The organism is Variovorax sp. EBFNA2 (assembly GCF_033802765.1).
In the GTDB taxonomy this organism is placed as follows: Bacteria; Pseudomonadota; Gammaproteobacteria; order Burkholderiales; family Burkholderiaceae_C; genus Variovorax; species Variovorax paradoxus_H.
In genome coordinates this window covers 3,338,784-3,358,529 of record NZ_CP138496.1, presented here as the reverse complement: position 1 = coordinate 3,358,529, position 19,746 = coordinate 3,338,784, and the positions used below count along the sequence as shown (strand labels likewise).

The window sequence follows — 19,746 nt, the reverse complement described above, 5'->3', positions numbered from 1 at the left end:
AAGCGCCGCGCATCATCCGTTCCCAGAGACAAGCCGGCCCGCCGCCGGCGCGAGAAAAAGAGAGCCCGACGATGGACCTGCACATTCACCCCCTTGCCCGCACCCTCGAGGTCCGCCCCGGCGCGAACCTGCTCGAGGTGCTGCGCGAGCACCAGGTGCCGGTGTCGTACAGCTGCATGTCGGGGCGTTGCGGCACCTGCCGCTGCAAGGTGGTGTCGGGCCAGCTGCTCGACGGCGGCCAGAACGCGATCCGGCCCGACGGGCAGGGCGAGCGCTACGTGCTCGCCTGCCAGAGCACGCTGACCGAAAGCTGCACCATCGAGATCCCCGAGCCCGACGAGGTCGTGGTGCATCCGGCGCGCGTGCTCAAGGCCACGGTCACGGGCATCGATGTGCTCACGCACGACATCCGCCGCCTGCGCCTCAAGCCCAACAAGCCGCTGGAGTTTTCACCGGGGCAGTACGCACAGCTGCAGTTCGGCCCCGAGCTGGCGCGGCCGTATTCGATGGCCGGGCTGAGCCGCGACGCGGAGCTTGAATTTCATGTGCGCCGCGTGCCGGGCGGCCGCGTCACCGCCCACATCTTCGAACAACTGCGCGTGGGTGACACCGTGCGCGTGAGCGGGCCGCTGGGCACCGCCTATTTGCGCACCAAGCACCGCGGACCGATGCTCTGCGCGGCGGGCGGCACGGGGCTCGCGCCTATCCTGTCGATCGTGCGCGGTGCGGTCGCGGCGGGGCTGCTGCAGCCGATCCATGTCTACCTCGGCGTGCGTTCCGACGCCGACGTGTACGGCCTGCCCGAACTGCGCGAGCTGCAGGCGCAGCACCCGGGCCTGAAGGTGCACGTGGTGGTGGTCGCGGGCCCCGCGCGCGACGGCCAGCGGCTGGGGCTCATCACCGACGCGATCCGCGCCGACCTGCCCGCGGGGCTCGACGGCTGGCGTGCCTACCTCTGCGGCTCACCGCCGATGGTGGAGGCCGCGAGCCGGCTGGTGCAGGCGCACGGCCTGGCGCCCGAGCAGACACACGCCGATGCCTTCTATCTGCAAGGCACCTGAAGAACCGACACAAGAAAAGGAGTCCCGATGACCACGCAAGCCGTCTTCCCCATCGAGCTGCGCTGGGAGAGCGAAAAGACCAGCCGCATTCCCTTCATGGCCTACACCGACGAGGCGCTGCATAAGAAGGAGCTGCAGCGCTTCTTCTACGACAAGCACTGGTGCTACGTCGGCCTGGAGGCCGAGATCCCGAACCCGGGCGACTTCAAGCGCACCGCCATCGGCGAGCGCTCGGTCATCCTGTCGCGTGACGAAGCCGGCGCCATCCACGTGTTCGAGAACGTCTGCGCCCACCGCGGCATGCAGTTCTGCCGCGAGCGTCATGGCAACAAGAAAGAGTTTGTCTGCCCCTACCACCAGTGGAACTACACGCTCAAGGGCGACCTGCAGGGCGTGCCGTTCCGCCGCGGCGTGAAGCAGGACGGCAAGGTGCACGGCGGCATGCCGGCCGACTTCAAGACCGAGGACCATGGGCTCACCAAGCTCAAGGTGGCCTCGCGCGGCGGCGTGGTGTTTGCGTCGTTCGACCATGACGTCGAATCGTTCGAGGACTTTCTCGGCCCCGACATCCTTCATTATTTCGACCGCCTGTTCGACGGCCGCAAGCTCACCATTTTGGGCTACAGCCGCCAGCGCATTCCGGGCAACTGGAAGCTCATGCAGGAGAACATCAAGGACCCGTACCACCCGGGCCTGCTGCACACCTGGTTCGTGACCTTCGGGCTCTGGCGCGCCGACAACAAGTCGGAGCTGAAGATGGACGCGCGCGGCCGCCACGCCGCCATGATCTCCACGCGCGGCAGCGCCGGCAAGGCCGCGCAGGTGACGCAGGTCTCGAGCTTCAAGGAGAGCATGCAGCTCAAGGACCCGCGCTTTCTGGACATCGTGCCCGAGCCCTGGTGGGGCGGGCCGACGGCGGTGATGATGACGCTGTTCCCCAGCCTCATCCTGCAGCAGCAGGTGAACAGCGTGTCGACGCGGCACATCCAGCCCGTGGGCCATGACGCCTTCGATTTCGTCTGGACGCACTTCGGCTTCGAGGACGACACGCCCGAAATGACGCAGCGCCGCCTGCGCCAGGCCAACCTGTTCGGCCCGGCGGGCTTTGTGTCGGCCGACGACGGCGAGGTGATCGAGTTCTCGCAGGAAGGCTTCGAGCAGAAGCCGTTTCACCGCACGCTGGCCGAGCTCGGCGGGCGCGAGGTCGAAAACACCGATCACATGGTGACCGAGACGCTGATCCGCGGCATGTACCGCTACTGGCGCGAGGTGATGGAGGCCGCATGAGCACGCTCGACCCTTCCACCTACCTCGATCTGTCGCGCCTGTACGCGGCCTATGCCCACGCCGTCGATTCGGGCGACTGGGACCTGTGGCCCGCGTTCTTCACCGAAGCGTGCAGCTACCGCCTGCAGCCGCGTGAGAACCACGAACGCGGCCTGCCGCTGGCCACGCTCTCGTTCGAGAGCCGCGGCATGCTCGAAGACCGTGTCTACGGCATCAAGGAGACGCTGTTCCACGACCCGTACTACCAGCGCCATGTGGTGGGCCTGCCGCTGGTGCACCGTGTCGACGATGACGGCGCGATCCACAGCGAGGCCAACTACGCGGTGTTCCGCACCAAGCTCGACGGCCCTTCGACCGTGTTCAATGTCGGTCGCTACATCGACAAGGTCGTGCAGACCCCTGAGGGCTTGAAGCTCGCGTCGCGCCTCTGTGTGTTCGACAGCGAAATGATCCCGAACTCCATCATTTACCCCATCTGAAACCCAGCCATGCCAGAAAAAGAACCAGAGACCCACGGTGCGCCCCTGCGCCGCTTCACCGACCCCGCGTATGTGCCGCTGTGCGCCAACCTCGCCGAGGTGCGCGAGAACATCGACCGGCTCGACCGCCAGATCGTCGCGCTGCTGGCCGAGCGCGGCCGCTATGTGAAGGACGCGGCCCGCTTCAAGCGCGATGCCTTCCAGGTGTCGGCGCCGCAGCGCCAGCAGGAAGTGATCGACAAGGTGAAGGCGCTGGCCGAAAAGGAGGGCGCCTACCCGGAGGTGGTCGAAGCCGCCTACCGCGCGCTCATCGCGGGCTTCATCGCGCGCGAGCAGCAGGACCATCGGGGCATGGCCGACGTGGAGGTGCAGCCATGACGCGCGCACGCCTCTTCGTCGCCTTCACCGCCGTGGCGATGGCTGCGGCCGCCCATGCACAGGACTGGCCGCAGCGCCCCGTGCGCATCGTCGTGCCGTTCGCGGCGGGCTCGTCGCCCGACATCCTCGCGCGCATCGTCAACGACAAGCTCGCGGCGCGCGTCGGCCAGCCGCTCATCGTCGAGAACAAGCCCGGCGCGGGCGGCAACAGCGGCACCGACATGGTCTCGAAGGCGCAGCCCGACGGCTACACCTTCCTGCTGTCGGTGAATGCGCCGCTGGTCTACAACACCATCCTCTACAAGAACCTGCCGTACGACCCGTTCAAGGACCTCATGCCCGTGTCGCTGGCCGCGACCACGCCGAACGTCTGCGCGGTCTCCAATTCGATGGGCGTCGATTCGGTCAAGGGCTGGCTCGCCGCGATGAAGAAGAACCCCGGCAAGTTCAACTTCGCTTCGACCGGCAACGGCTCGATCTCGCACCTGGGCGTGGAACTCATCAAGGCCAAGACGCAGTCGTTCGCGGTGCACATTCCGTACGCGTCGTCAGGCCAGGCCGTGACCGCGATCGTGCAGGGCGATGTGCAGTACGCCTGCCTGCCGCCGGTCACGGTGATGCCGCAGGTCAAGGCCGGGCGCATCAAGGCGCTGGCCGTCACTTCGGCCGAGCGCTCGGCGCTGCTGCCCGACCTGCCCACGCTGCGCGAATCGGGCCTGCCCGACATTCAGGCCGTGCCATGGTTCGCCTACATGGCGCCCAAGGGCACGCCGAACGACGTGGTGCAGCGCATGAGCCGCGAGATCGCTGCCACGCTGAAAGACCCCGAAACCGTCAAGCGCCTGCAGACCGCGTACTTCGACCCGGTGGGCAGCACGCCCGAAGGCTTGTCGAAGTTCATGGACGAGGAACTGCGCCGCTGGAAACCGGTGATCGACCGCGCCGGCCTCAAGCCTGATTGAGAGAACAAGAGGACACCACACGATGAGCACGATGACCTGGGTCGACGCCGCGGCGGTCGACGACGTTCCCGCCGACGACGTGGTCGGCATCGAGGTGCAGGGGCGCGACATCGCGCTGTACGGCACCGACGACGGCATCCACGCCACCGACAACATCTGCACGCACGGCCATGCACGGCTGTGCGACGGTTTCCTCGAGGACCACGAGATCGAATGCCCGCTGCACCAGGGCCGCTTCGACGTGCGCAGCGGCAAGGCCATGTGCGCGCCGCTCACGGAAGACCTGCGCGTCTACCCGGTGAAGATCGAGGGCGGACGGGTGTTCCTGGCGTTCGAAGGCTGAACTGTTCTGCCTCCGGCGAGGGCAATCTGTCCCTGTTCGCGTCGGACCGGTTGGCGACAATCGAGGCCCGTTTTCCTGGACATCCGATGACAGAACCACACAGCCGCGACCAGATCGCTGACCGCATCGCCGCCGAGCTGGGCCACAGCTTCGACGGCGAGATCCTGGCCGGCGGCCACTACGTGCCGCTGGTGCGCGATGGCCGCACCGTTTATCTCAGCGGGCAGGTGCCGCGCGTGGGCACCACCGTGGTCGTCACCGGCCGCGTGGGCGATGCCGTGTCGCTCGATACCGCGCGCGAAGGCGCCCAGATCTGCGCACTGCGCAGCCTCGCGCTGCTGCGCCGGGCGCTCGGTTCGCTCGATGCGGTCGAGAAGGTGCTGCGCGTCGGCGTGTTCGTGCAGTGCACGGCCGACTTCACGCAGCAGAGCGAGGTGGCCGATGCCGCGTCCGACCTGTTGCACCGCGTGTTCGGCGAAGCCGGCGTGCATGTGCGCACGGCGGTCGGTGTCTATGCGCTGCCGAAGAATGCGACGGTCGAGGTCGAGATGACCGTCGCGACCACGCACGCGGCCTGAGCGGGCCCCCTCGGTCGCGGCGAGCGACCGGCGATCAATGCTCGCCGAGCATCCAGCGCGTGCGGTCGCCGCGTCCCGGCAGGTGCAGCGCGGCGGTGGCCGCGGGGGTCTCGGCCAGCAGCCGGCCCTTGCGGAACACCTTGAGCCGCGTCGCGCGCAGGCGGATGGCCTCGACCGGGTCGCGCGCCTGCAGCAGCACGAAGCTGGCGTCGCAGCCGGCCTCCAGGCCGTAGCCGTCCAGGTGCATCACGCGCGCCGCGCGCGTGGTCACGGCTTCGAAGCACTGGTGGATGCCGGCCTGGCCGGTCATCTGCGCCACGTGCAGGCCCATGTGGGCCACCTCGAGCATGTCGCCCGAGCCCATGCCGTACCACGGGTCCATCACGCAGTCGTGGCCGAAGGCGACGTTGACGCCGGCCGCCAGCAGCTCGGGCACGCGCGTCATGCCGCGGCGCTTGGGGTAGCTGTCGTGGCGGCCCTGCAGCGTGATGTTGATGAGCGGGTTCGACACCACGCTCACGCCGCTTTCGGCGATGAGCGGCAGCAGCTTGCTCACGTAGTAGTTGTCCATCGAGTGCATCGACGTGCAGTGCGAGCCCGTCACGCGGCCCTGCAGGCCCAGGCGCAGCGTCTCGGCGGCCAGGGTCTCGATGTGGCGCGAGAGCGGGTCGTCCGACTCGTCGCAGTGCATGTCGACCAGCTTGCCGCGCTCGGCGGCCAGCTCGCACAGCAGCTTCACGCTGGCGGCGCCGTCGGCCATGGTGCGCTCGAAATGCGGAATGCCACCGACCACGTCCACGCCCTTGTCGAGCGCGCGCGTGAGGTTGTCGACGCCACCCGGCGAGCGCAGCACGCCATCTTGCGGAAACGCGACCAGCTGCAGGTCGAGGTACGGCGCCACCTGGCGCTTCACCTCGAGCAGCGCATCGACCGCGAGCAGGCTGGGGTCGCTCGTGTCCACGTGCGAGCGGATCGCCAGCAGGCCCTTGGCCACGGCCCAGTCGCAGTACGCGAGCGCGCGTTCGATGAGCGCATCGGCCGTGAGCAGCGGCTTGAGCTCGCCCCACAGCGCAATGCCTTCGAGCAGCGTGCCGCTCTGGTTGACGCGCGGCTGGCCGTAGCTCAGCGTGGCGTCCATGTGGAAATGCGGGTCGACGAAATGCGGCGAGAGCAGCAGGCCTTGCGCGTCGAGCGTTTCGTGCGCGGGCGCGGCGAGGCCGGGCGTGACCTCGGCGATGCGGCCATCCTGCACGGCGACCGACATGCCGGTGCGGCCGTCGGGGAGGGTGGCGTTGGTGATGAGGAGGTCGAGCATCGGTGGGGTGTCTTTTTTGAGGGGCGTTCAGCGCGTACGTTGCGCGCGGAAGCGGTACTGTCCAGGCGCCGGCCCGACCTCGATGGTCACGCGGCGCAGCTTGTCGTCGTGGCCCGCGTCGGCCTTGGCGGTCACCACGATGCCGCGCGGCGTGGCGCGGCAGGTCAGGTCGCTCAGTGAAATCTCTGCGTGGTCGTTGTCGAGCTCGGCGATGGCGGTGGTGTGCACGGCGTACAGGCTGTAGTTGCGGTCGGCCTCGCCGCGCGCCATCCACTGCACGTAGAGGAACGATTGCGCGAAGGCTTCGGCGTGGATCACGCGGTAGGTGCCGTGGTGGTCGGGGCCCCAGGTGCCGCAGGTCTGCACCCAGGTGACGGCATCGTGGGTGGCGAAGCGCTCGGCGCCGTAGTCGGCACCGAGTGCATGGGCGCCGCTGCCGGCCATGGCGAGCAGCGTGGCGGCCAGCAGGCGACGGAGGCGGCGCAGCGTCATTGGCATGTCAGCGTTCCCCCTTGCGATAGGGTTTCATCAGCGCCTGCGGGTAGCTGGCCTTGCGGGCCACCAGCACCAGCGCCAGGATCGACAGCAGGTAGGGCAGCATCAGGTACAGCTGGTAAGGCAGCACGGCATCGCCCGATTGTTGCAGCCGCAGCTGCAGCGCGTCGAAGAACGCAAACAGCAGCGCGCCGAGCAGGGCCTTGCCGGGCCGCCACGACGCGAACACCACCAGCGCCACGCAGATCCATCCGCGGCCGTTCACCATGTTGAAGAAGAAGGCGTTGAAGGCCGACAGCGTGAGGAACGCGCCGGCCACGCCCATCAGCGCCGAGCCCGCCACGATGGCGCCGGTGCGCGTGACCGCGACCGACACGCCCTGGCTCTCGGCCGCCTGCGGGTTCTCGCCCACCATGCGCAGCGCCAGGCCGAGCGGCGTGCGGTACAGCACCCAGGCCACGGCCGGCACCAGCAGCAGCGCGAACAGCGTGAGCGCGGTCTGCGCATTGAGGATGGGCACGGGCAGCCAGTCCATGGGCGCGAAAGGCGTGATGGTCGGCGGCGTGTTCACCTTCGGAAAGCTCACGCGGTAGCCGAAGTAGCTCAGCGCCGTCGCCAGCAGCGTGATGCCCAGCCCCGAGACGTGCTGCGACAGCGCCAGCCCGACGGTCAGAAAGGCATGCAGCAGGCCGAACGCCATGCCCGTGAGCGCGGCCACGCCGACGCCGGCCCAGAGCGGCGCGCCGGCGTACACCGCGAGCCAGCCGGTGAAGGCGCCCGCGACCATGATCCCTTCGATGCCGAGGTTGAGCACGCCCGCGCGTTCGCACAGCAGCACGCCCAGCGTGCCCAGGATGAGCGGCGTGGCGATGCGCAGCACCGCGACCCAGAAGGCGGGGTTGGAAAGAATGTCGAGCAGGTCGGTCATGGGGCGTTTCTCCCTCCCCTTCCGGGGGAGGGCCGGGGTGGGGGCACGCGGCGCTCGCTGTGGAGGCCGTTGCCCCCATCCCAGCCTTCCCCCGGAAGGGGAAGGGGCAAGACCGAAGTCACGGGCGCCGTCATTTGGTCATCCGCACGCGGTACTGCGTGAGCAGCGTCGCCACCAGCACCGCGATCAGCGAGGCCGCGACGATCACGTCGGCGATGTAGGTCGGCACGCCCACGGCGCGGCTCATGGTGTCGGCGCCGACGAGCACGCCGGCCACGAACACGCCGGCGGCGATCACGCCCAGCGGGTGCAGGCCCGCGAGCATCGCGATCACGATGCCGGTGTAGCCGTAGCCCGGCGACATGTCGAGCGTGACGTAGCTGGTGCGGCCCGCCACCTCGATGGCGCCGGCCAGCCCGGCGAGCGCGCCCGAGAGCAGCGCGACCATCACCACGGTGCGCGTCACCGGCACGCCGGCGAAGGCGGCGGCACGGGCATTCGCACCGACCGCGCGGATGTCGAAGCCCAGCACCGTGTACTTGAAGATCGCCCACACGCACACTGCGAGCGACACGGCCCACAGCAGCCCGGTGTGCACGCGCGTCTGCGCGATGAGCTTGCCCAGCTCGAGGTCGGACTGCAGCGACACGCTCTGCGGCCAGCCCATCGCTGTCGGGTCTTTCATCGGCCCGTCGAGCAGCGCCGACACGCCGAGCAGCACGATGAAGTTGATGAGCAGCGTGGTGACCACTTCGTCGACGCCGAGCTTGTTCTTCATGAGCGCCGGGCCCAGCAGCATCAGCGCGCCGGCCACCGCAGCGGCCAGCATCATCAGCGGGAACAGCACCCACGGCGACAGCTCGAAGCCCGTGCCGCCGTGCATGCCGCCCACGGCCACGGCGGCGAGCGCGCCCGCGAACAGCTGGCCTTCGGCGCCGATGTTGAAGAGCCGCGCCTTGAACGCGACCGTGGCGGCCAGGCCGGTGAGGATCAGCGGAATCGCCCGCGTCAGCGTTTCGCTCCATGCGAACACCGAGCCGAAGCCGCCCTGCAGCAGCAGCGCGTAGGTGCGCCCGACCGGCGCACCGGCCCAGCGCACGAGCAGCGCGCTCACCAGCAGCGTGAACACGACCGCGCCGATGGGGGCCAGCACCAGCGCAGCGCGCGAGCTTTCGTGGCGTCGTTCGAGGCGCATCATGCGGCGGCTCCCGGGCGTTGCGGCGCCGTGGCGCCGGCCATCGCCAGGCCGATGGCCTCGCGCGTCCAGGCCACAGCCGGGCGTGCTTCGCCGAGGTGGCCGCCGTGCATCACGGCCACGCGGTCGCCGAGCGCGAGCACTTCGTCGAGGTCGTCGGAAATGACGAGCACCGCTGCGCCGGCATCGCGCGCGGCGATGAGCTGCTGCTGCACGTAGGCGACGGCGCCGATGTCCAGGCCCCAGGTCGGCTGGTGCGCGACGATGAGGCGCGGTGCGCGGTTCGGGTACTTCTTGTTGTCGGTGTCTTGTTCCATTGGCTCGGGCGCCAGCAGCGCCCGCCCCAGGATCAGTTTCTGCATGTTGCCGCCCGAGAGCGAACGGGCCGGCGCCAGGAGGCCGGCACCGCGCACGTCGAAGGCTTTCTCGATGCGCCGGGCATGCAGCCGCGCGGCGGCACGCCGCACGATGAACGACCAGCGCGAGAACACCGGGCTGCGCAGCCGCTCGGACACGGCGTTCTCCCACACCGGCAGGTCGCCGACCACGCCGACCGCATGCCGGTCTTCGGGAATGCGTGCCACGCCGCGCTGCGCCAGGCGGGCGGGCGAGGGCGGCAGCGCGCGGCCCATGAATTGCGCGGTGCCGGAGACGGCGCGGCGCGTGCCGCTCAGCAGCTCGGCGAGCGCGACCTGGCCGTTGCCGGAGACGCCTGCGATGGCGGTGATTTCGCCCGCGCGCAGCGTGAGCGACACCTCGCGCAGCCGGTCTTGCCCGCCGTCTTTTGCCGACGCGGTACTCACATGGTCGAGCACGCAGACCGCGTCGCCCACCGATTTCGCAGGCCGGCGTTGCGGCGCTTCGACCGCATGGCCGACCATCCACAGCGCGAGCTGCGCCTGCGTGGTGTCGGCCGTGCGCGCCTCGGCCACGAGCTTGCCGCCGCGCAGCACCGCGATGCGCTGCGACACCCGCAGCACCTCGCCGAGCTTGTGGCTGATGAAGATCACCGACAGGCCCTGCGCCACCATCTGCGCGAGCGTCGCGAACAGTGCTTCGCTCTCCTGCGGCGTGAGCACGGCCGTCGGCTCGTCGAGGATCAGGATGCGCGCGCCGCGGTACAGCGCCTTGAGAATTTCCACGCGCTGGCGCTCGCCGACCGAGAGGCTGCCGATGGTCGCGTCGGGCTGCACCGGCAGGCCGAAGCGCTGTGCGACCTCGAGCAGCCGCGCACGGGCGGCGGCGCGGCGCGAGCGCAGGCGCCACAGCGGCTCGGTGCCCATCATCACGTTGTCGAGCACGCTGAGGTTGTCGGCCAGCGTGAAGTGCTGGTGCACCATGCCCACGCCCGCCGCCAGCGCGGCCTTGGGGTTGCCCGGGGGCAGCGGGGCGCCGAACACCTCGATGCGGCCTTCGTCGGCGACGTAGTGGCCGAACAGGATCGACATCAGCGTCGACTTGCCAGCGCCGTTCTCGCCGAGCAGCGCGAGCACTTCGCCGGCCTGCAAGTCGAGGGAGATGGCGTCGTTGGCGACGAGGGCGCCAAAACGCTTGGTGATGCCCTGGAGGCGGAGCACGGTGGGGTTCATGGGGAAACGGATGACGGCGGCAGGCCGCGGCAGAAATTTTCGATGGCCCGGGCGGACGCGGCGGGCGAGGCCTGCAGCAGGCCGTGGGGGCCGTCGAGCTGTACGAGGTGCAGCGCCGACAGCCCGCGCTGAATAGCCCTTGCCGCACCGCGCGGCACCACACGGTCCTGCATCGCCTGCAGGTACATCGCCGGCACACGCACCAGCGGCAGCTTGTCGCGCACGTCGACGCGCTGCACCTCCTTCATGCGGCGGGTCATGACGGCGACCGACACCTGCTTCAGCGAGGCCTGGAGCATGTCCGACAGATGCGGCGCCGACGAGCCGCCCAGCAGCAGGTGCCGCATCGGCACGCGCATCAGCTTCGAATGCAGCAGGTTCATCGACAGGTCGAGCAGGCCCGCGCGCATCAACGCGAGGCCAGGCGCGGGCCGGCGCGCGAAGCTGCAGCACAGGATGAGGCCTTGCAGCCCTGGCGGGCGCGAGGCCGCGATGGAAATGGCCAGTGGCCCGGAAAACGATTCGCCGAGCAGCACGAAGGGCTGCTGCGTGGGCAGTTGCGCGCGCACCAGCGGTTCGAGTTCGTCGTAGCCCAGCACTTGGCGGCCCGGGTAGCGCACGACGTCGATGGAAGCATGCGGTCCCAGGGCCTGCGCCAGCGGCGCGAAGAGATCGCCGGTGCCGTCCATGCCCGGCAGCAACACAAGACGAAGGGGCCGCTCGGGCGCCACCGTCACTTCCAGGCGGCCAGGAATGCCAGCATGACCTTGGCCGAGTTGTCGGCCGCGATGCTCATGAAGGTGCCCATCTCGTTCTCGCCGTCGCCGCCGCCCGCGAGGTCGCTGAGCGAGCGGAAAGCGATGTAGGGCACGCCGTTGCTGTAGGCGACCATGCCGACGGCGGCGGTTTCCATGTCGAGCACGTTGGCCTGGAAGGTCTTGTAGGTGTATTCGCGGTAGGCCTTGTTGTCCATGAAGGCCTGGCCCGACACGCCATTGCCGCCCACCACGAGCTGCGGCTTGCGCGGCAGGCACTTGCCGGCGCCGCAGTTCGCCAGCTCGACGTTGCGGATGCTGCGCGCCACTTCGAGCATCTTCGGATCGGCCGCGAACCAGAACTTGCGCTCGATGCCCGGCCTGGCCGCCGAGCGCACCTCGACCGGGCGCGGGAAGTTCATGCCGTAGTTGGGCAGCGTGGCGTCGGTGATGAAGGGCGGCGCGCTGTACTTGCCAGGCGCGGTTTCGCGTGCCATGAGCACTTCGAGGTACTGGCCCCACTGGGCCGGCACCGTCACGTCGCCCACATGCAGCGACGGGTTCACGCCGCCCGCGATGCCGCTGAACACGATGCCGGTGATGCGAAAGCGGTTGAGCACGAGCTGCGTGTTCATGGTCGCGTTCGTCATGCTGATGCCCGAGAGGAACAGCACCACCGGCTTGCCTTCGAGCGTGCCGGTGGTGAACTCGACGCCGTTCACGCTGTGTTTTCGAGGGCCTTGCACGCGCGTCAGCAGCAGCTTGAGCTCGGGCTCGAAGGCCGAGATCACGGCCAGGCGCGGCGTGTCGTCCAGCCGCGTGCTGCTGTTGATGCTGACGACGTCCGACGACTTGTAGACGCCGACGCAGCCCGTCAGCACGAGGCCGAGCGCGGCGGCCAGGACCGGGGCGCGCAGGCGCTGGAGAAGCGAAGAAGTGTTCATCGTCGTCATCATGAGTGGGTGGGCGGGAGTGGAGGGCGGTGTTCGGCGTCGGGTGTGGCGATCCAGGTCTGCAGCGCGGCAACGCGCGCGTGCTTCGGTGCCAGGCCGACGAAGGTGGTGTAGGCGGCGAGCGCCTTGGCATCGTTGCCGGCCTGCAGGTACGCATCGCCCAGGTTCAGGTAGGCGAGGGCGCGGCTGCCGTCCATGTCGATGGCCTGCTCGAACCAGCGCGCGGCCTCGACCGGCTTGCCGCGCTTGAAGTACACGAAGCCGAGGTTGTTGGCCGCCAGCGCAAAGCGCGGCTGCAGCTTCAGCGCCTCGGTGAAGGCGGCTTCGGCCTCGTCGTAGCGGCGCTCGCGGTACAGCTGCAGGCCGCGGTCGTTGGCGCGCTGGGCGGCCACGCGCGGTGTGAGCGGCGCGGCGGCCGGCATGGTCAGCTTGGTGTCGGCGCCTTCGAGGTTCTTCACCACGACCTCAACGGCGGCCGGGCCGGCTTTGGTCGTCTTGGTGGCCTTCGGTGCTGCGGCGGCATGCACGGCCTGCTCGTTGGCCTGGTCGATGCGCTTGTTGACCTGGCTCGCGGCGGCATCGAGCTGCAGGCTGTCGCCGCTGAGGCCTTCGCGCTCGACGGGCAGCGCGAACACGAACTCGCCGCCCTCCGAGCCCGGCAGGCTGCCGAAGGCCGGCGTCTGCCGCGCGATGGCCGAGACCGCCGGCGCCACGTAGGCCGCGAGTTCGGTGCCGGTGATGACGCTGTCGCCGTTCAGGTCGGCCTTGCCCGACAGCGCCTGCAACATCGTCCAGGTGAAGACCGAGTGGCCGCCGGGGCCGTCGTCGGCCACCTGCTGGTTGGCGCCGCCGGCGGTGAGCATCTGGCGGCCGATGCGGCGCGCGTTGTCGGTCAGGAAGTTCTTGTTGCCCTGCGAGGCACCGCCGCGCGTGAGGCCCAGGCCCGAGTAGCAGGCGTCCACCAGAAACAGCACATGCTTGGCCGACAGCGCCTCGGCCACTTCTTGCAGTTGCGGCATCGAGATGGCGTCGGACGGCAGGTTGTCGAGCGCGGCATCGACCGGCACGATGTAGCCGACGTCGCGCCCGCTCGCGAGCTTGCGGGTGCTGCCATGGCCGGCAAAGAACACGAGCACGCGGTCGTCGCGCTTCACGCGCTTGCCGTCGGTCAGCTTTTCATTCAGCGCGCGCAGGATGTTGGCGCGCGTCGCCTGGTCGTCGTACAGCGCCGTGACGTTCTCGGGCTTGAAGCCGAAGCGCGTGACGAGGATTTGCTCCATCGCCTTGGCGTCGGGCACGGCGTGGTGCAGGCCAGGCCACTTGGCGTACTTGTCGATGCCGATCACCAGCGCGTGGCTTTCGCGGTAGAGCGTGTCGCCCGAGGTGGCGGCCACGCCGTCGTCGGGCGCCGCCTTTTTCGACGCGCTGACGACGAACTTGCCGTCGCGCCAGGTGGCGAAGCGGTAGCCGTCGGCCACCAGCTGGTCGAGCACCGTGGGCAGGGCCTGCACGGTGCGGCCCTGGATGTCGTGGAACAGGATGACGCCGCGCTTGGCCTTGTCGACCTCGGCCAGCACGCGGTCGGCGATCGACTTGGGCACGGGGTCGGCCCAGTCCATCGAGTCGACGGTCCACATCATCGAGCGCAGCTTGAGCGCCTCGACCGTGCTCAGCTTGGCTTCGTTGCGCGCGCCGTAGGGAAAGCGAAAGAGCGTGGACTGCGGCCGGCCGGTGGCGTCGAGCAGCGTTTCGGTTTCGCTGGCCTCGACGCGCACCGCGTCGTCGGTCATCTTGGCCATCATGCCGTGGCTGAAACTGTGGTTGGCGAGCACGTGGCCGGCGGCGAGCACGCGCTTGGCCGTCGCGCCGTTGGCGTTGAGCTGGGCCTTGCCCTGTGCGTCGAGCTTGCCCAGGTTGCGGCCGAGCTGGAAGAAGATGGCGGGTGCGTCGTAGCGCTTCAGGATCTCGAGGATCTCGTCGGTGTGCTTGGCGTGCGGGCCGTCGTCGAAGGTCAGCACCACGGTCTTGGCGGGCAGCGAGGTGCCGAAGATCTCGCGCGCGTCTGCGCTTTCCTTTTCCTTGGCACCGCCGGGTTGCTGCGTGTAGGGAACGATGGCGCCGAAGTCTTTCAAAATCTGCTCGCGCGAGTACAGGCCCTGCAGCTTGGCGACGTAGTCGGCCCACTTCTCGCGCTTGGGCTCGATGCCGCGCTGCGCAAAGCGGCCGAACACGTCCTTCAGCTCGCGGTCGTAGGCCTGTTCGATCTCGGCGAGCACGGCCAGGTCTTCGCTGGCGCGCCGGCCGAGCTTGAGCCCCGACAGCGACTGCGCCTGGCTGTAACGCGTGCTCAGTTCGCCGAGGAATTCCTTGAACGCCAGCCGGTCGGCGTCGAACCAGCTCGGCTCGCTTTCGATGCGGTCGAGCAGCGCGTTCAGGCCCGCCACCGTGGCCGGGTCGGTCGTGTTGTCGGCCTGGGCGATCAGCGCCTGCTGACGCTCCTGCATCTCGTGAAACAGCTGCTGCCCGACGGCGCTGACGGCGCGCTTCTCGGCCGCGTCGAGCGCACGTTCGCCGGTCATCAGCACGATCATCTGGCGGTGCGCGGCGAGCAGGGCGTCGGCGCGCGTCTGCAGCGCCGCCGGAATGCCGACCGGTGCCGCGACCGCAGGCGGCGCAACGGCAGCGGCTGCCGAGGCAGGTGCCGCCGCCGGGGTTATTGCCGCCGGCTCAGGTTGACAGGCGGCGAGCGCGGCGGCCAACGCCGCGACGGCCACACCATGGATTGCGGTCTGCCATCGCGCACGCGTCATAGGTTCGAGCAACTCCCTGTGTTCTTGTTTTATTTCGCGGTCGACTTCGGCTGCGAATCGTCCACCTTCACGGTGAACTTGCCGGCCAGGATGTCGGCCTGCTTGGCCTTCACCTTGGCCGCGATGTCGGCCGGCACCTTCTTCTCGAACGTGCCCAGCGGCGCGAGTTCGGAGCCCTTGTGCTTCATGTGCGAGTACACGCCGTAGTCTTCGGCGGCGAACTTGCCTTCCTTCACGAGCTTGATCGCGCGGTCGGCCGAAGGCTCGAAATTCCACAGCGCCGAGGCGATCACCGTGTCGGGGTACTGGGCCTGCGTGTCGATCACGTTGCCGATCGCGAGCTTGCCCTTTTCCTTGGCCGCGTCGGACACGCCGAAGCGCTCGGCGTACATCACGTCGGCGCCCTTGTCGATCATCGCGAAGGCCGCTTCCTTGGCCTTCGGCGGGTCGAACCAGCTGTTGATGAAGCTCACGCTGAACTCCACCTTCGGATTCGTTTCCTTCGCGCCCGCCATGAACGCGTTCATGAGGCGATTGACTTCGGGAATCGGGAAACCGCCGACCATCCCGATGCGGTTGCTCTTGGTCATGCCGCCCGCGACCATGCCGCTGAGGTAGGCCGGTTCCTGGATGTAGTTGTCGAACACCGAGAAGTTGGGCGCCTGCGGCTTCAGCGACGAGCCCATGAGAAACGCGACCTTGGGAAAGTCTTTCGCGACCTTGCGCGCCGCCGCTTCCACGCCGAACACCTCACCCAGGATCAGCTGGTTGCCGCCCGTGGCGTACTCGCGCATCACGCGCTCGTAGTCGGCATTGCTCACGTTTTCGGTCGCCTTGTATTCGATCTCCCCCCGCGCCTCGGCCGCCTTCAGCGCCTTGTGGATGCGGCCCACCCATTGCTGCTCGAAAGGCACGGTGTACACGGCCGCCACCTTGAGCTTGGCCTGCGCGAGCGCAAGGCCCGGAGCGCCCGCCGCAAGGGCTGCGGCAACGGCGATGGAACGAACGATCAACTGACGGCGTGCTGTCACGGTCTTCTCCTCGATAAATGAAAGAAACCAGCGCTGCAATCCCCATGCCCACCCAACAGAGCCCGCCCTCGCGGCGGGCTCCCTTCCAGCAAACACCGAGGAACTGGCTCTGCCAGGCCTCAGGTGTTGCCCCCGGTAGGGGGTTGGCGAAGCGACACGAAGTGCGCGAAGCCTGGGGGCGAGCCTTACTTCGTGCCGAAGATGCGGTCGCCGGCGTCGCCGAGGCCCGGCAGGATGTAGCCGTGGCTGTCGAGTTCGCGGTCGATGGCGGCGGTGTAGATCGGCACGTCGGGGTGCGCGGCCTGCATCGTCTTGATGCCTTCGGGGCAGGTCAGCAGGCAGACGAACTTGATCGACTTGGGGTTGAGCTCTTTCAACCGCTCGACCGCGGCCACGGCCGAGTTGCCGGTGGCCAGCATCGGGTCGACGACGATCACGTCGCGGCTGTCCATCTCGCCGGGCATCTTGAAGTAGTACTCGACGGCCGTCAGCGTCTTGGGGTCGCGGTACAGGCCGATGTGGCCGACGCGCGCGCCCGGCACCACCGTGAGCATGCCGTCCAGGATGCCGGTGCCGGCACGCAGTATCGACACCAGCACCACCTTCTTGCCGTCGATGACCTTGGCCTGCATGGTCTCCAGCGGGGTCTCGACCTCGATGTCCTGCATCGGCATGTCGCGCGTGACCTCGTAGGCCATGAGCATGCTGATTTCGTTCAGGAGCCGGCGGAAGCTGTTGGTGGAGGCGTCCTTGCGGCGCATCAGCGTGAGCTTGTGCTGGACGAGGGGGTGGTCGACGAGGTGGACGTTGCTCATTGGAGTCTTCTTTTGGTGTGCCGTTGCGGAAAAGCAGGAGAGTCTAAAAGACTAGAAGACGGTGCCGTCACTCTCGATCAGCAGCGGTGGTGCACCGTCTCGCAAACGCTGTGCCAGCACCCGGCCCGCGGCCCAGGTGCCGCCTTCGAGCACGCAGGCCAGGGGCAGCTCTTCCGCGGTGCGGTCGAGCACCTTGCGCACGCGCGGCGCAATCTCGTCGAGCAGCGCGACGGTGAGGGCGCGCCATTCGACGATGAACTCGTCGCCTGCCTTCCAGCGGCGGGTGAGAAAGGCCGCCTCGCGCGGCACGATCACGCCGCTGTCGATCAGGAGGCCGCCGTTGCGGTATTCGGGCAGGGCGGTGAGCGCGTCGAGCTGGCGCACCTTCACGCCGGCCCATTCGAAGGGTTCGAGCAGCGAATACGTGAGCCACTGCGACAGCTTGTGGAACGGCATCCAGCCGTTGGTGAGCCCGGGCCCGCGCACGGCGCTGTGGCGCCAGCAGTCGCCCAGCGCGAAGGCCGGGTCGCCGGTGCCGCCCAGGTTGTCGCTGCCGTCGGCCGCCAGGCTGTCGATGGCATTGGCCGCGGGCCAGATGCGCGAGAGCGTCTCGAGCAGCAGCGACAGGATCTGGTGCGCGGTGATCTCGGCCGTGGGCGGCGAGGCCGCACCGAAGGGCGCCACGAGCGCATCGAACATTCCGGCGGGCCGGCCGTCGTCGCCGAAGGTTTCGGGCTGCTCGCTCATCGCTTCGCCGAGCCGGCGCAGCAGCACGGTGCGCCCGGCCAGGCCGACGAGCGGGTTGACGTCGCTCACCTGGAAGGCGTCGCCCAGCCGGTCGGTCACGAGGCCGCGCAGCCCGGCCGCGTCGACCTGCAGCGGATGGTCGGGGTCGGACGAGAAAAGCCCGCTCGTGAACGCATGGAAGCTCGCCACGCCCAGGCCTTCGGAGCGCGTGAAGCGCTGGCCGCTGGCCGATTCGGTGTAGTGCCAGGTGGGGCCGGCGCCGGCGTCGAGCAGCACGCTCACGAGCACGAGGTCGATGTAGGCGCGGGCGCGCTGGCGGGCGTCGATGCCTTGGCCGAGCAGCGCGTCGAGTTGCTGGCGGCGGTCGACGCCGCCGGCCTCGAAGTGGCGCCAGCGGCTGTGGTACGGGATGGTGTCCCACGGATAGCGCTCGCGCGTGACCTCGGCCACGGTGCGCGCGGCGTCTTCGAGCGCGTCGTCGTTGCCGATGCGGAACCACTGCGATTCGTCGCGGCGCGCGCGCGCCAGCAGGGCGCCGGCACGCTGGCGGATGGCGGTGGTGGTGCGCAGCAAGGTGGCGGCGCCGGCCGGGTGGGCGGTGTCGGGCGTGAATTCGATCGACGGATCGACATCGCCCGCGCCGCCGGGGCGCAGGCTGCCGGAACCATCGGCGGGCAGGTTGATGTCGGTGCTTCGGCTCATTCGCTCAGTCCCCGGCCCTTGGCCTTTTTCAGTTCCTCTGCGTCCGGCACGGGGCCGGGGGTGAAGTAGCCGGCCGCCATCTTGGCGTCCATCTCGACGCGGGCGTCGGCCGGGATCAGTGCGTCGGGAATGTTCACGCGCTCGCCGATCTCGATGCCCGAGCCGGTGATGGCGTCGAACTTCATGTTGCTCATCGACACGAGGCGGTGGATTTTCTTGATGCCGAGCCAGTGGAAGACGTCGGGCATCAGCTCCTGGAAGCGCATGTCCTGCACGCCGGCGACGCACTCGGTGCGCGCGAAATACTGGTCGGCCGTGTCGCCGCCGACCTGGCGCTTGCGGGCGTTGTAGACGAGGAATTTGGTCACCTCGCCGAGCGCGCGGCCTTCCTTGCGCGAGTAGGCAATGAGGCCCACGCCACCGCGCTGCGCGCCCTGGATGCATTCCTCGATGGCGTGCGTGAGGTAGGGCCGGCAGGTGCAGATGTCGGAGCCGAACACGTCGGAGCCGTTGCACTCGTCGTGGATGCGCGCGGTGAGTTCGACGGCGGGGTTCGCCAGGTCGCGCGGGTTGCCGAAGATGTAGAGCGTCTGCCCGCCGATGGGCGGCAAAAACACCTCGAGGTCGGAGCGCGTGACGAGTTCGGGGTACATGCCGCCGGTCTCTTCGAAGAGCGTGCGGCGCAGGTCGGTCTCGGAGCAGCCGAAGCGGCGCGCCACCTCGGGCAGGTACCACACGGGTTCGATGGCCGCCTTGGTCACCATCGCGGCGCCGCCTGTGGTGAGGAAGTGGCCGTCGGCCTTGAGGCGACCGCTTTGCAGCGCCTCGATCACCTCGGGCAGGATCACGTGGGCCTTGGTGATCGCGATGGTCGGGCGGATGTCGTAGCCGGCCGCGAGTTCGGTGGAGAACACGTCGGCCACCAGCGCACCCCAGGGGTCGAGCGAGACGATGCGCCCGGGCTCGCTCCACTGCGGATAGGGGCCGATGACGTCGGTGGGCGCGGTGTTGGTGAGATCGGCCTTGTGCTCGCGCTTCAGGGCGCCGGCCGCCACGGCGAGGGCGCGGTAGACGCTGTACGAGCCGCTGTGGGTGCCGATGACGTTGCGGTGTGCGCGTTTGGTTGTTGTGCCGACCACGGGCCCGCGCTCGGTGGCGGTGGCCGCGCCCCACTGGATGGGCAGGGCGCCGAAACCGCCGGCGTGCGAGGTCAGGCGGATGTGGCCTGTCGACGTGGAGGGATGCAGCGCAGGGTGGGGTGCCGTGCCAGCCGGCAATGCGGAAGGGATCGCGGTGCTATCTACGGACATTGGGAGCCCTCAA

At 68.9% G+C, this 19,746-nt stretch carries 19 protein-coding genes; 7 read left to right on the top strand and 12 right to left on the bottom strand.

Features of this window, described 5'->3' with window-relative positions:
- Positions 1-71 precede the first annotated feature (71 nt).
- The 7 genes from RZE79_RS15705 to RZE79_RS15675 all read left to right on the top strand — a co-directional run bounded on the left by RZE79_RS15705 (position 72) and on the right by RZE79_RS15675 (position 5,088).
- Complete coding sequence (locus tag RZE79_RS15705; RefSeq protein ID WP_319355337.1) at positions 72-1,061, top strand: 2Fe-2S iron-sulfur cluster-binding protein; 990 nt, start codon at positions 72-74, stop codon at positions 1,059-1,061.
- A gap of 27 nt (positions 1,062-1,088) precedes the next feature.
- Positions 1,089-2,348: an aromatic ring-hydroxylating dioxygenase subunit alpha gene (locus tag RZE79_RS15700; protein ID WP_319355336.1), complete on the top strand. Its 1,260-nt coding sequence runs from the start codon at positions 1,089-1,091 to the stop codon at positions 2,346-2,348.
- Complete coding sequence (locus tag RZE79_RS15695) at positions 2,345-2,827, top strand: aromatic-ring-hydroxylating dioxygenase subunit beta (RefSeq protein ID WP_319355335.1); 483 nt, start codon at positions 2,345-2,347, stop codon at positions 2,825-2,827. The genes RZE79_RS15700 and RZE79_RS15695 overlap by 4 nt, the downstream gene beginning before the upstream one ends.
- A gap of 9 nt (positions 2,828-2,836) precedes the next feature.
- Positions 2,837-3,205, top strand: a complete 369-nt coding sequence (locus tag RZE79_RS15690) for a chorismate mutase (protein WP_319355334.1) — start codon at positions 2,837-2,839, stop codon at positions 3,203-3,205.
- Positions 3,202-4,167 carry a tripartite tricarboxylate transporter substrate binding protein gene (locus RZE79_RS15685; RefSeq protein ID WP_319355333.1) on the top strand — a complete coding sequence of 322 codons (966 nt, stop codon included), beginning with the start codon at positions 3,202-3,204 and terminating at the stop codon, positions 4,165-4,167. The genes RZE79_RS15690 and RZE79_RS15685 overlap by 4 nt, the downstream gene beginning before the upstream one ends.
- A gap of 22 nt (positions 4,168-4,189) precedes the next feature.
- A complete protein-coding gene (locus RZE79_RS15680) occupies positions 4,190-4,510 on the top strand; it encodes a non-heme iron oxygenase ferredoxin subunit (protein ID WP_319355332.1) in 321 nt (106 codons plus the stop codon).
- A gap of 86 nt (positions 4,511-4,596) precedes the next feature.
- Positions 4,597-5,088, top strand: coding sequence for a RidA family protein (locus RZE79_RS15675; RefSeq protein ID WP_319355331.1), 492 nt, complete (start codon positions 4,597-4,599; stop codon positions 5,086-5,088).
- Between the two features lie 34 nt (positions 5,089-5,122).
- On the opposite strand, the gene RZE79_RS15670 is transcribed toward RZE79_RS15675, so the two are convergent.
- The 12 genes from RZE79_RS15670 to RZE79_RS15615 form a co-directional block, all read right to left on the bottom strand.
- Complete coding sequence (locus RZE79_RS15670) at positions 5,123-6,403, bottom strand: amidohydrolase family protein (protein WP_319355330.1); 1,281 nt, start codon at positions 6,401-6,403, stop codon at positions 5,123-5,125.
- Between the two features lie 27 nt (positions 6,404-6,430).
- The gene (locus tag RZE79_RS15665) at positions 6,431-6,901 is read right to left on the bottom strand and encodes a hypothetical protein (RefSeq protein WP_228121762.1); all 471 of its coding nucleotides are present in this window, start codon (positions 6,899-6,901) and stop codon (positions 6,431-6,433) included.
- Position 6,902: 1 nt separating this feature from the next.
- Positions 6,903-7,826 (bottom strand): ABC transporter permease, encoded by a 924-nt coding sequence (locus RZE79_RS15660; protein ID WP_319355329.1) that lies wholly within the window; start codon positions 7,824-7,826, stop codon positions 6,903-6,905.
- A 130-nt stretch (positions 7,827-7,956) separates the two neighbouring features.
- Positions 7,957-9,021, bottom strand: a complete 1,065-nt coding sequence (locus RZE79_RS15655) for an ABC transporter permease (protein ID WP_319361199.1) — start codon at positions 9,019-9,021, stop codon at positions 7,957-7,959.
- Positions 9,021-10,610, bottom strand: a complete 1,590-nt coding sequence (locus RZE79_RS15650) for an ABC transporter ATP-binding protein (RefSeq protein WP_319355328.1) — start codon at positions 10,608-10,610, stop codon at positions 9,021-9,023. The genes RZE79_RS15655 and RZE79_RS15650 overlap by 1 nt, the downstream gene beginning before the upstream one ends.
- Positions 10,607-11,299, bottom strand: coding sequence for an alpha/beta hydrolase (locus RZE79_RS15645; RefSeq protein WP_319355327.1), 693 nt, complete (start codon positions 11,297-11,299; stop codon positions 10,607-10,609). The genes RZE79_RS15650 and RZE79_RS15645 overlap by 4 nt, the downstream gene beginning before the upstream one ends.
- Before the next feature lie 44 nt (positions 11,300-11,343).
- On the bottom strand, positions 11,344-12,309 hold the full coding sequence (locus tag RZE79_RS15640) for a 5'-methylthioadenosine/S-adenosylhomocysteine nucleosidase (protein WP_319355326.1): 966 nt from the start codon (positions 12,307-12,309) through the stop codon (positions 11,344-11,346).
- Between the two features lie 8 nt (positions 12,310-12,317).
- Positions 12,318-15,128: a polysaccharide deacetylase family protein gene (locus tag RZE79_RS15635; protein WP_319355325.1), complete on the bottom strand. Its 2,811-nt coding sequence runs from the start codon at positions 15,126-15,128 to the stop codon at positions 12,318-12,320.
- A gap of 29 nt (positions 15,129-15,157) precedes the next feature.
- On the bottom strand, positions 15,158-16,159 hold the full coding sequence (locus RZE79_RS15630; protein WP_319355324.1) for a BMP family protein: 1,002 nt from the start codon (positions 16,157-16,159) through the stop codon (positions 15,158-15,160).
- 185 nt (positions 16,160-16,344) lie between these two features.
- Complete coding sequence (gene upp, locus RZE79_RS15625; protein ID WP_056580676.1) at positions 16,345-16,974, bottom strand: uracil phosphoribosyltransferase; 630 nt, start codon at positions 16,972-16,974, stop codon at positions 16,345-16,347.
- Positions 16,975-17,025: 51 nt separating this feature from the next.
- The gene (locus RZE79_RS15620; RefSeq protein WP_319355323.1) at positions 17,026-18,423 is read right to left on the bottom strand and encodes a URC4/urg3 family protein; all 1,398 of its coding nucleotides are present in this window, start codon (positions 18,421-18,423) and stop codon (positions 17,026-17,028) included.
- Positions 18,420-19,733, bottom strand: coding sequence for a GTP cyclohydrolase II (locus RZE79_RS15615; RefSeq protein ID WP_319355322.1), 1,314 nt, complete (start codon positions 19,731-19,733; stop codon positions 18,420-18,422). The genes RZE79_RS15620 and RZE79_RS15615 overlap by 4 nt, the downstream gene beginning before the upstream one ends.
- Positions 19,734-19,746 lie beyond the last annotated feature (13 nt).

What these genes read in the sequence shown, in the direction of transcription:
- RZE79_RS15705 (WP_319355337.1), top strand. Translation starts at nt 72, where the DNA reads ATGGACCTGCACATTCACCCCCTTGCCCGCACCCTCGAGGTCCGCCCC.
- RZE79_RS15700 (WP_319355336.1), top strand. Translation starts at nt 1,089, where the DNA reads ATGACCACGCAAGCCGTCTTCCCCATCGAGCTGCGCTGGGAGAGCGAA.
- RZE79_RS15695 (WP_319355335.1), top strand. Translation starts at nt 2,345, where the DNA reads ATGAGCACGCTCGACCCTTCCACCTACCTCGATCTGTCGCGCCTGTAC.
- RZE79_RS15690 (WP_319355334.1), top strand. Translation starts at nt 2,837, where the DNA reads ATGCCAGAAAAAGAACCAGAGACCCACGGTGCGCCCCTGCGCCGCTTC.
- RZE79_RS15685 (WP_319355333.1), top strand. Translation starts at nt 3,202, where the DNA reads ATGACGCGCGCACGCCTCTTCGTCGCCTTCACCGCCGTGGCGATGGCT.
- RZE79_RS15680 (WP_319355332.1), top strand. Translation starts at nt 4,190, where the DNA reads ATGAGCACGATGACCTGGGTCGACGCCGCGGCGGTCGACGACGTTCCC.
- RZE79_RS15675 (WP_319355331.1), top strand. Translation starts at nt 4,597, where the DNA reads ATGACAGAACCACACAGCCGCGACCAGATCGCTGACCGCATCGCCGCC.
- RZE79_RS15670 (WP_319355330.1), bottom strand. Translation starts at nt 6,403, where the DNA reads ATGCTCGACCTCCTCATCACCAACGCCACCCTCCCCGACGGCCGCACC.
- RZE79_RS15665 (WP_228121762.1), bottom strand. Translation starts at nt 6,901, where the DNA reads ATGCCAATGACGCTGCGCCGCCTCCGTCGCCTGCTGGCCGCCACGCTG.
- RZE79_RS15660 (WP_319355329.1), bottom strand. Translation starts at nt 7,826, where the DNA reads ATGACCGACCTGCTCGACATTCTTTCCAACCCCGCCTTCTGGGTCGCG.
- RZE79_RS15655 (WP_319361199.1), bottom strand. Translation starts at nt 9,021, where the DNA reads ATGCGCCTCGAACGACGCCACGAAAGCTCGCGCGCTGCGCTGGTGCTG.
- RZE79_RS15650 (WP_319355328.1), bottom strand. Translation starts at nt 10,610, where the DNA reads ATGAACCCCACCGTGCTCCGCCTCCAGGGCATCACCAAGCGTTTTGGC.
- RZE79_RS15645 (WP_319355327.1), bottom strand. Translation starts at nt 11,299, where the DNA reads ATGGACGGCACCGGCGATCTCTTCGCGCCGCTGGCGCAGGCCCTGGGA.
- RZE79_RS15640 (WP_319355326.1), bottom strand. Translation starts at nt 12,309, where the DNA reads ATGAACACTTCTTCGCTTCTCCAGCGCCTGCGCGCCCCGGTCCTGGCC.
- RZE79_RS15635 (WP_319355325.1), bottom strand. Translation starts at nt 15,128, where the DNA reads ATGACGCGTGCGCGATGGCAGACCGCAATCCATGGTGTGGCCGTCGCG.
- upp (WP_056580676.1), bottom strand. Translation starts at nt 16,974, where the DNA reads ATGAGCAACGTCCACCTCGTCGACCACCCCCTCGTCCAGCACAAGCTC.
- RZE79_RS15620 (WP_319355323.1), bottom strand. Translation starts at nt 18,423, where the DNA reads ATGAGCCGAAGCACCGACATCAACCTGCCCGCCGATGGTTCCGGCAGC.
- RZE79_RS15615 (WP_319355322.1), bottom strand. Translation starts at nt 19,733, where the DNA reads ATGTCCGTAGATAGCACCGCGATCCCTTCCGCATTGCCGGCTGGCACG.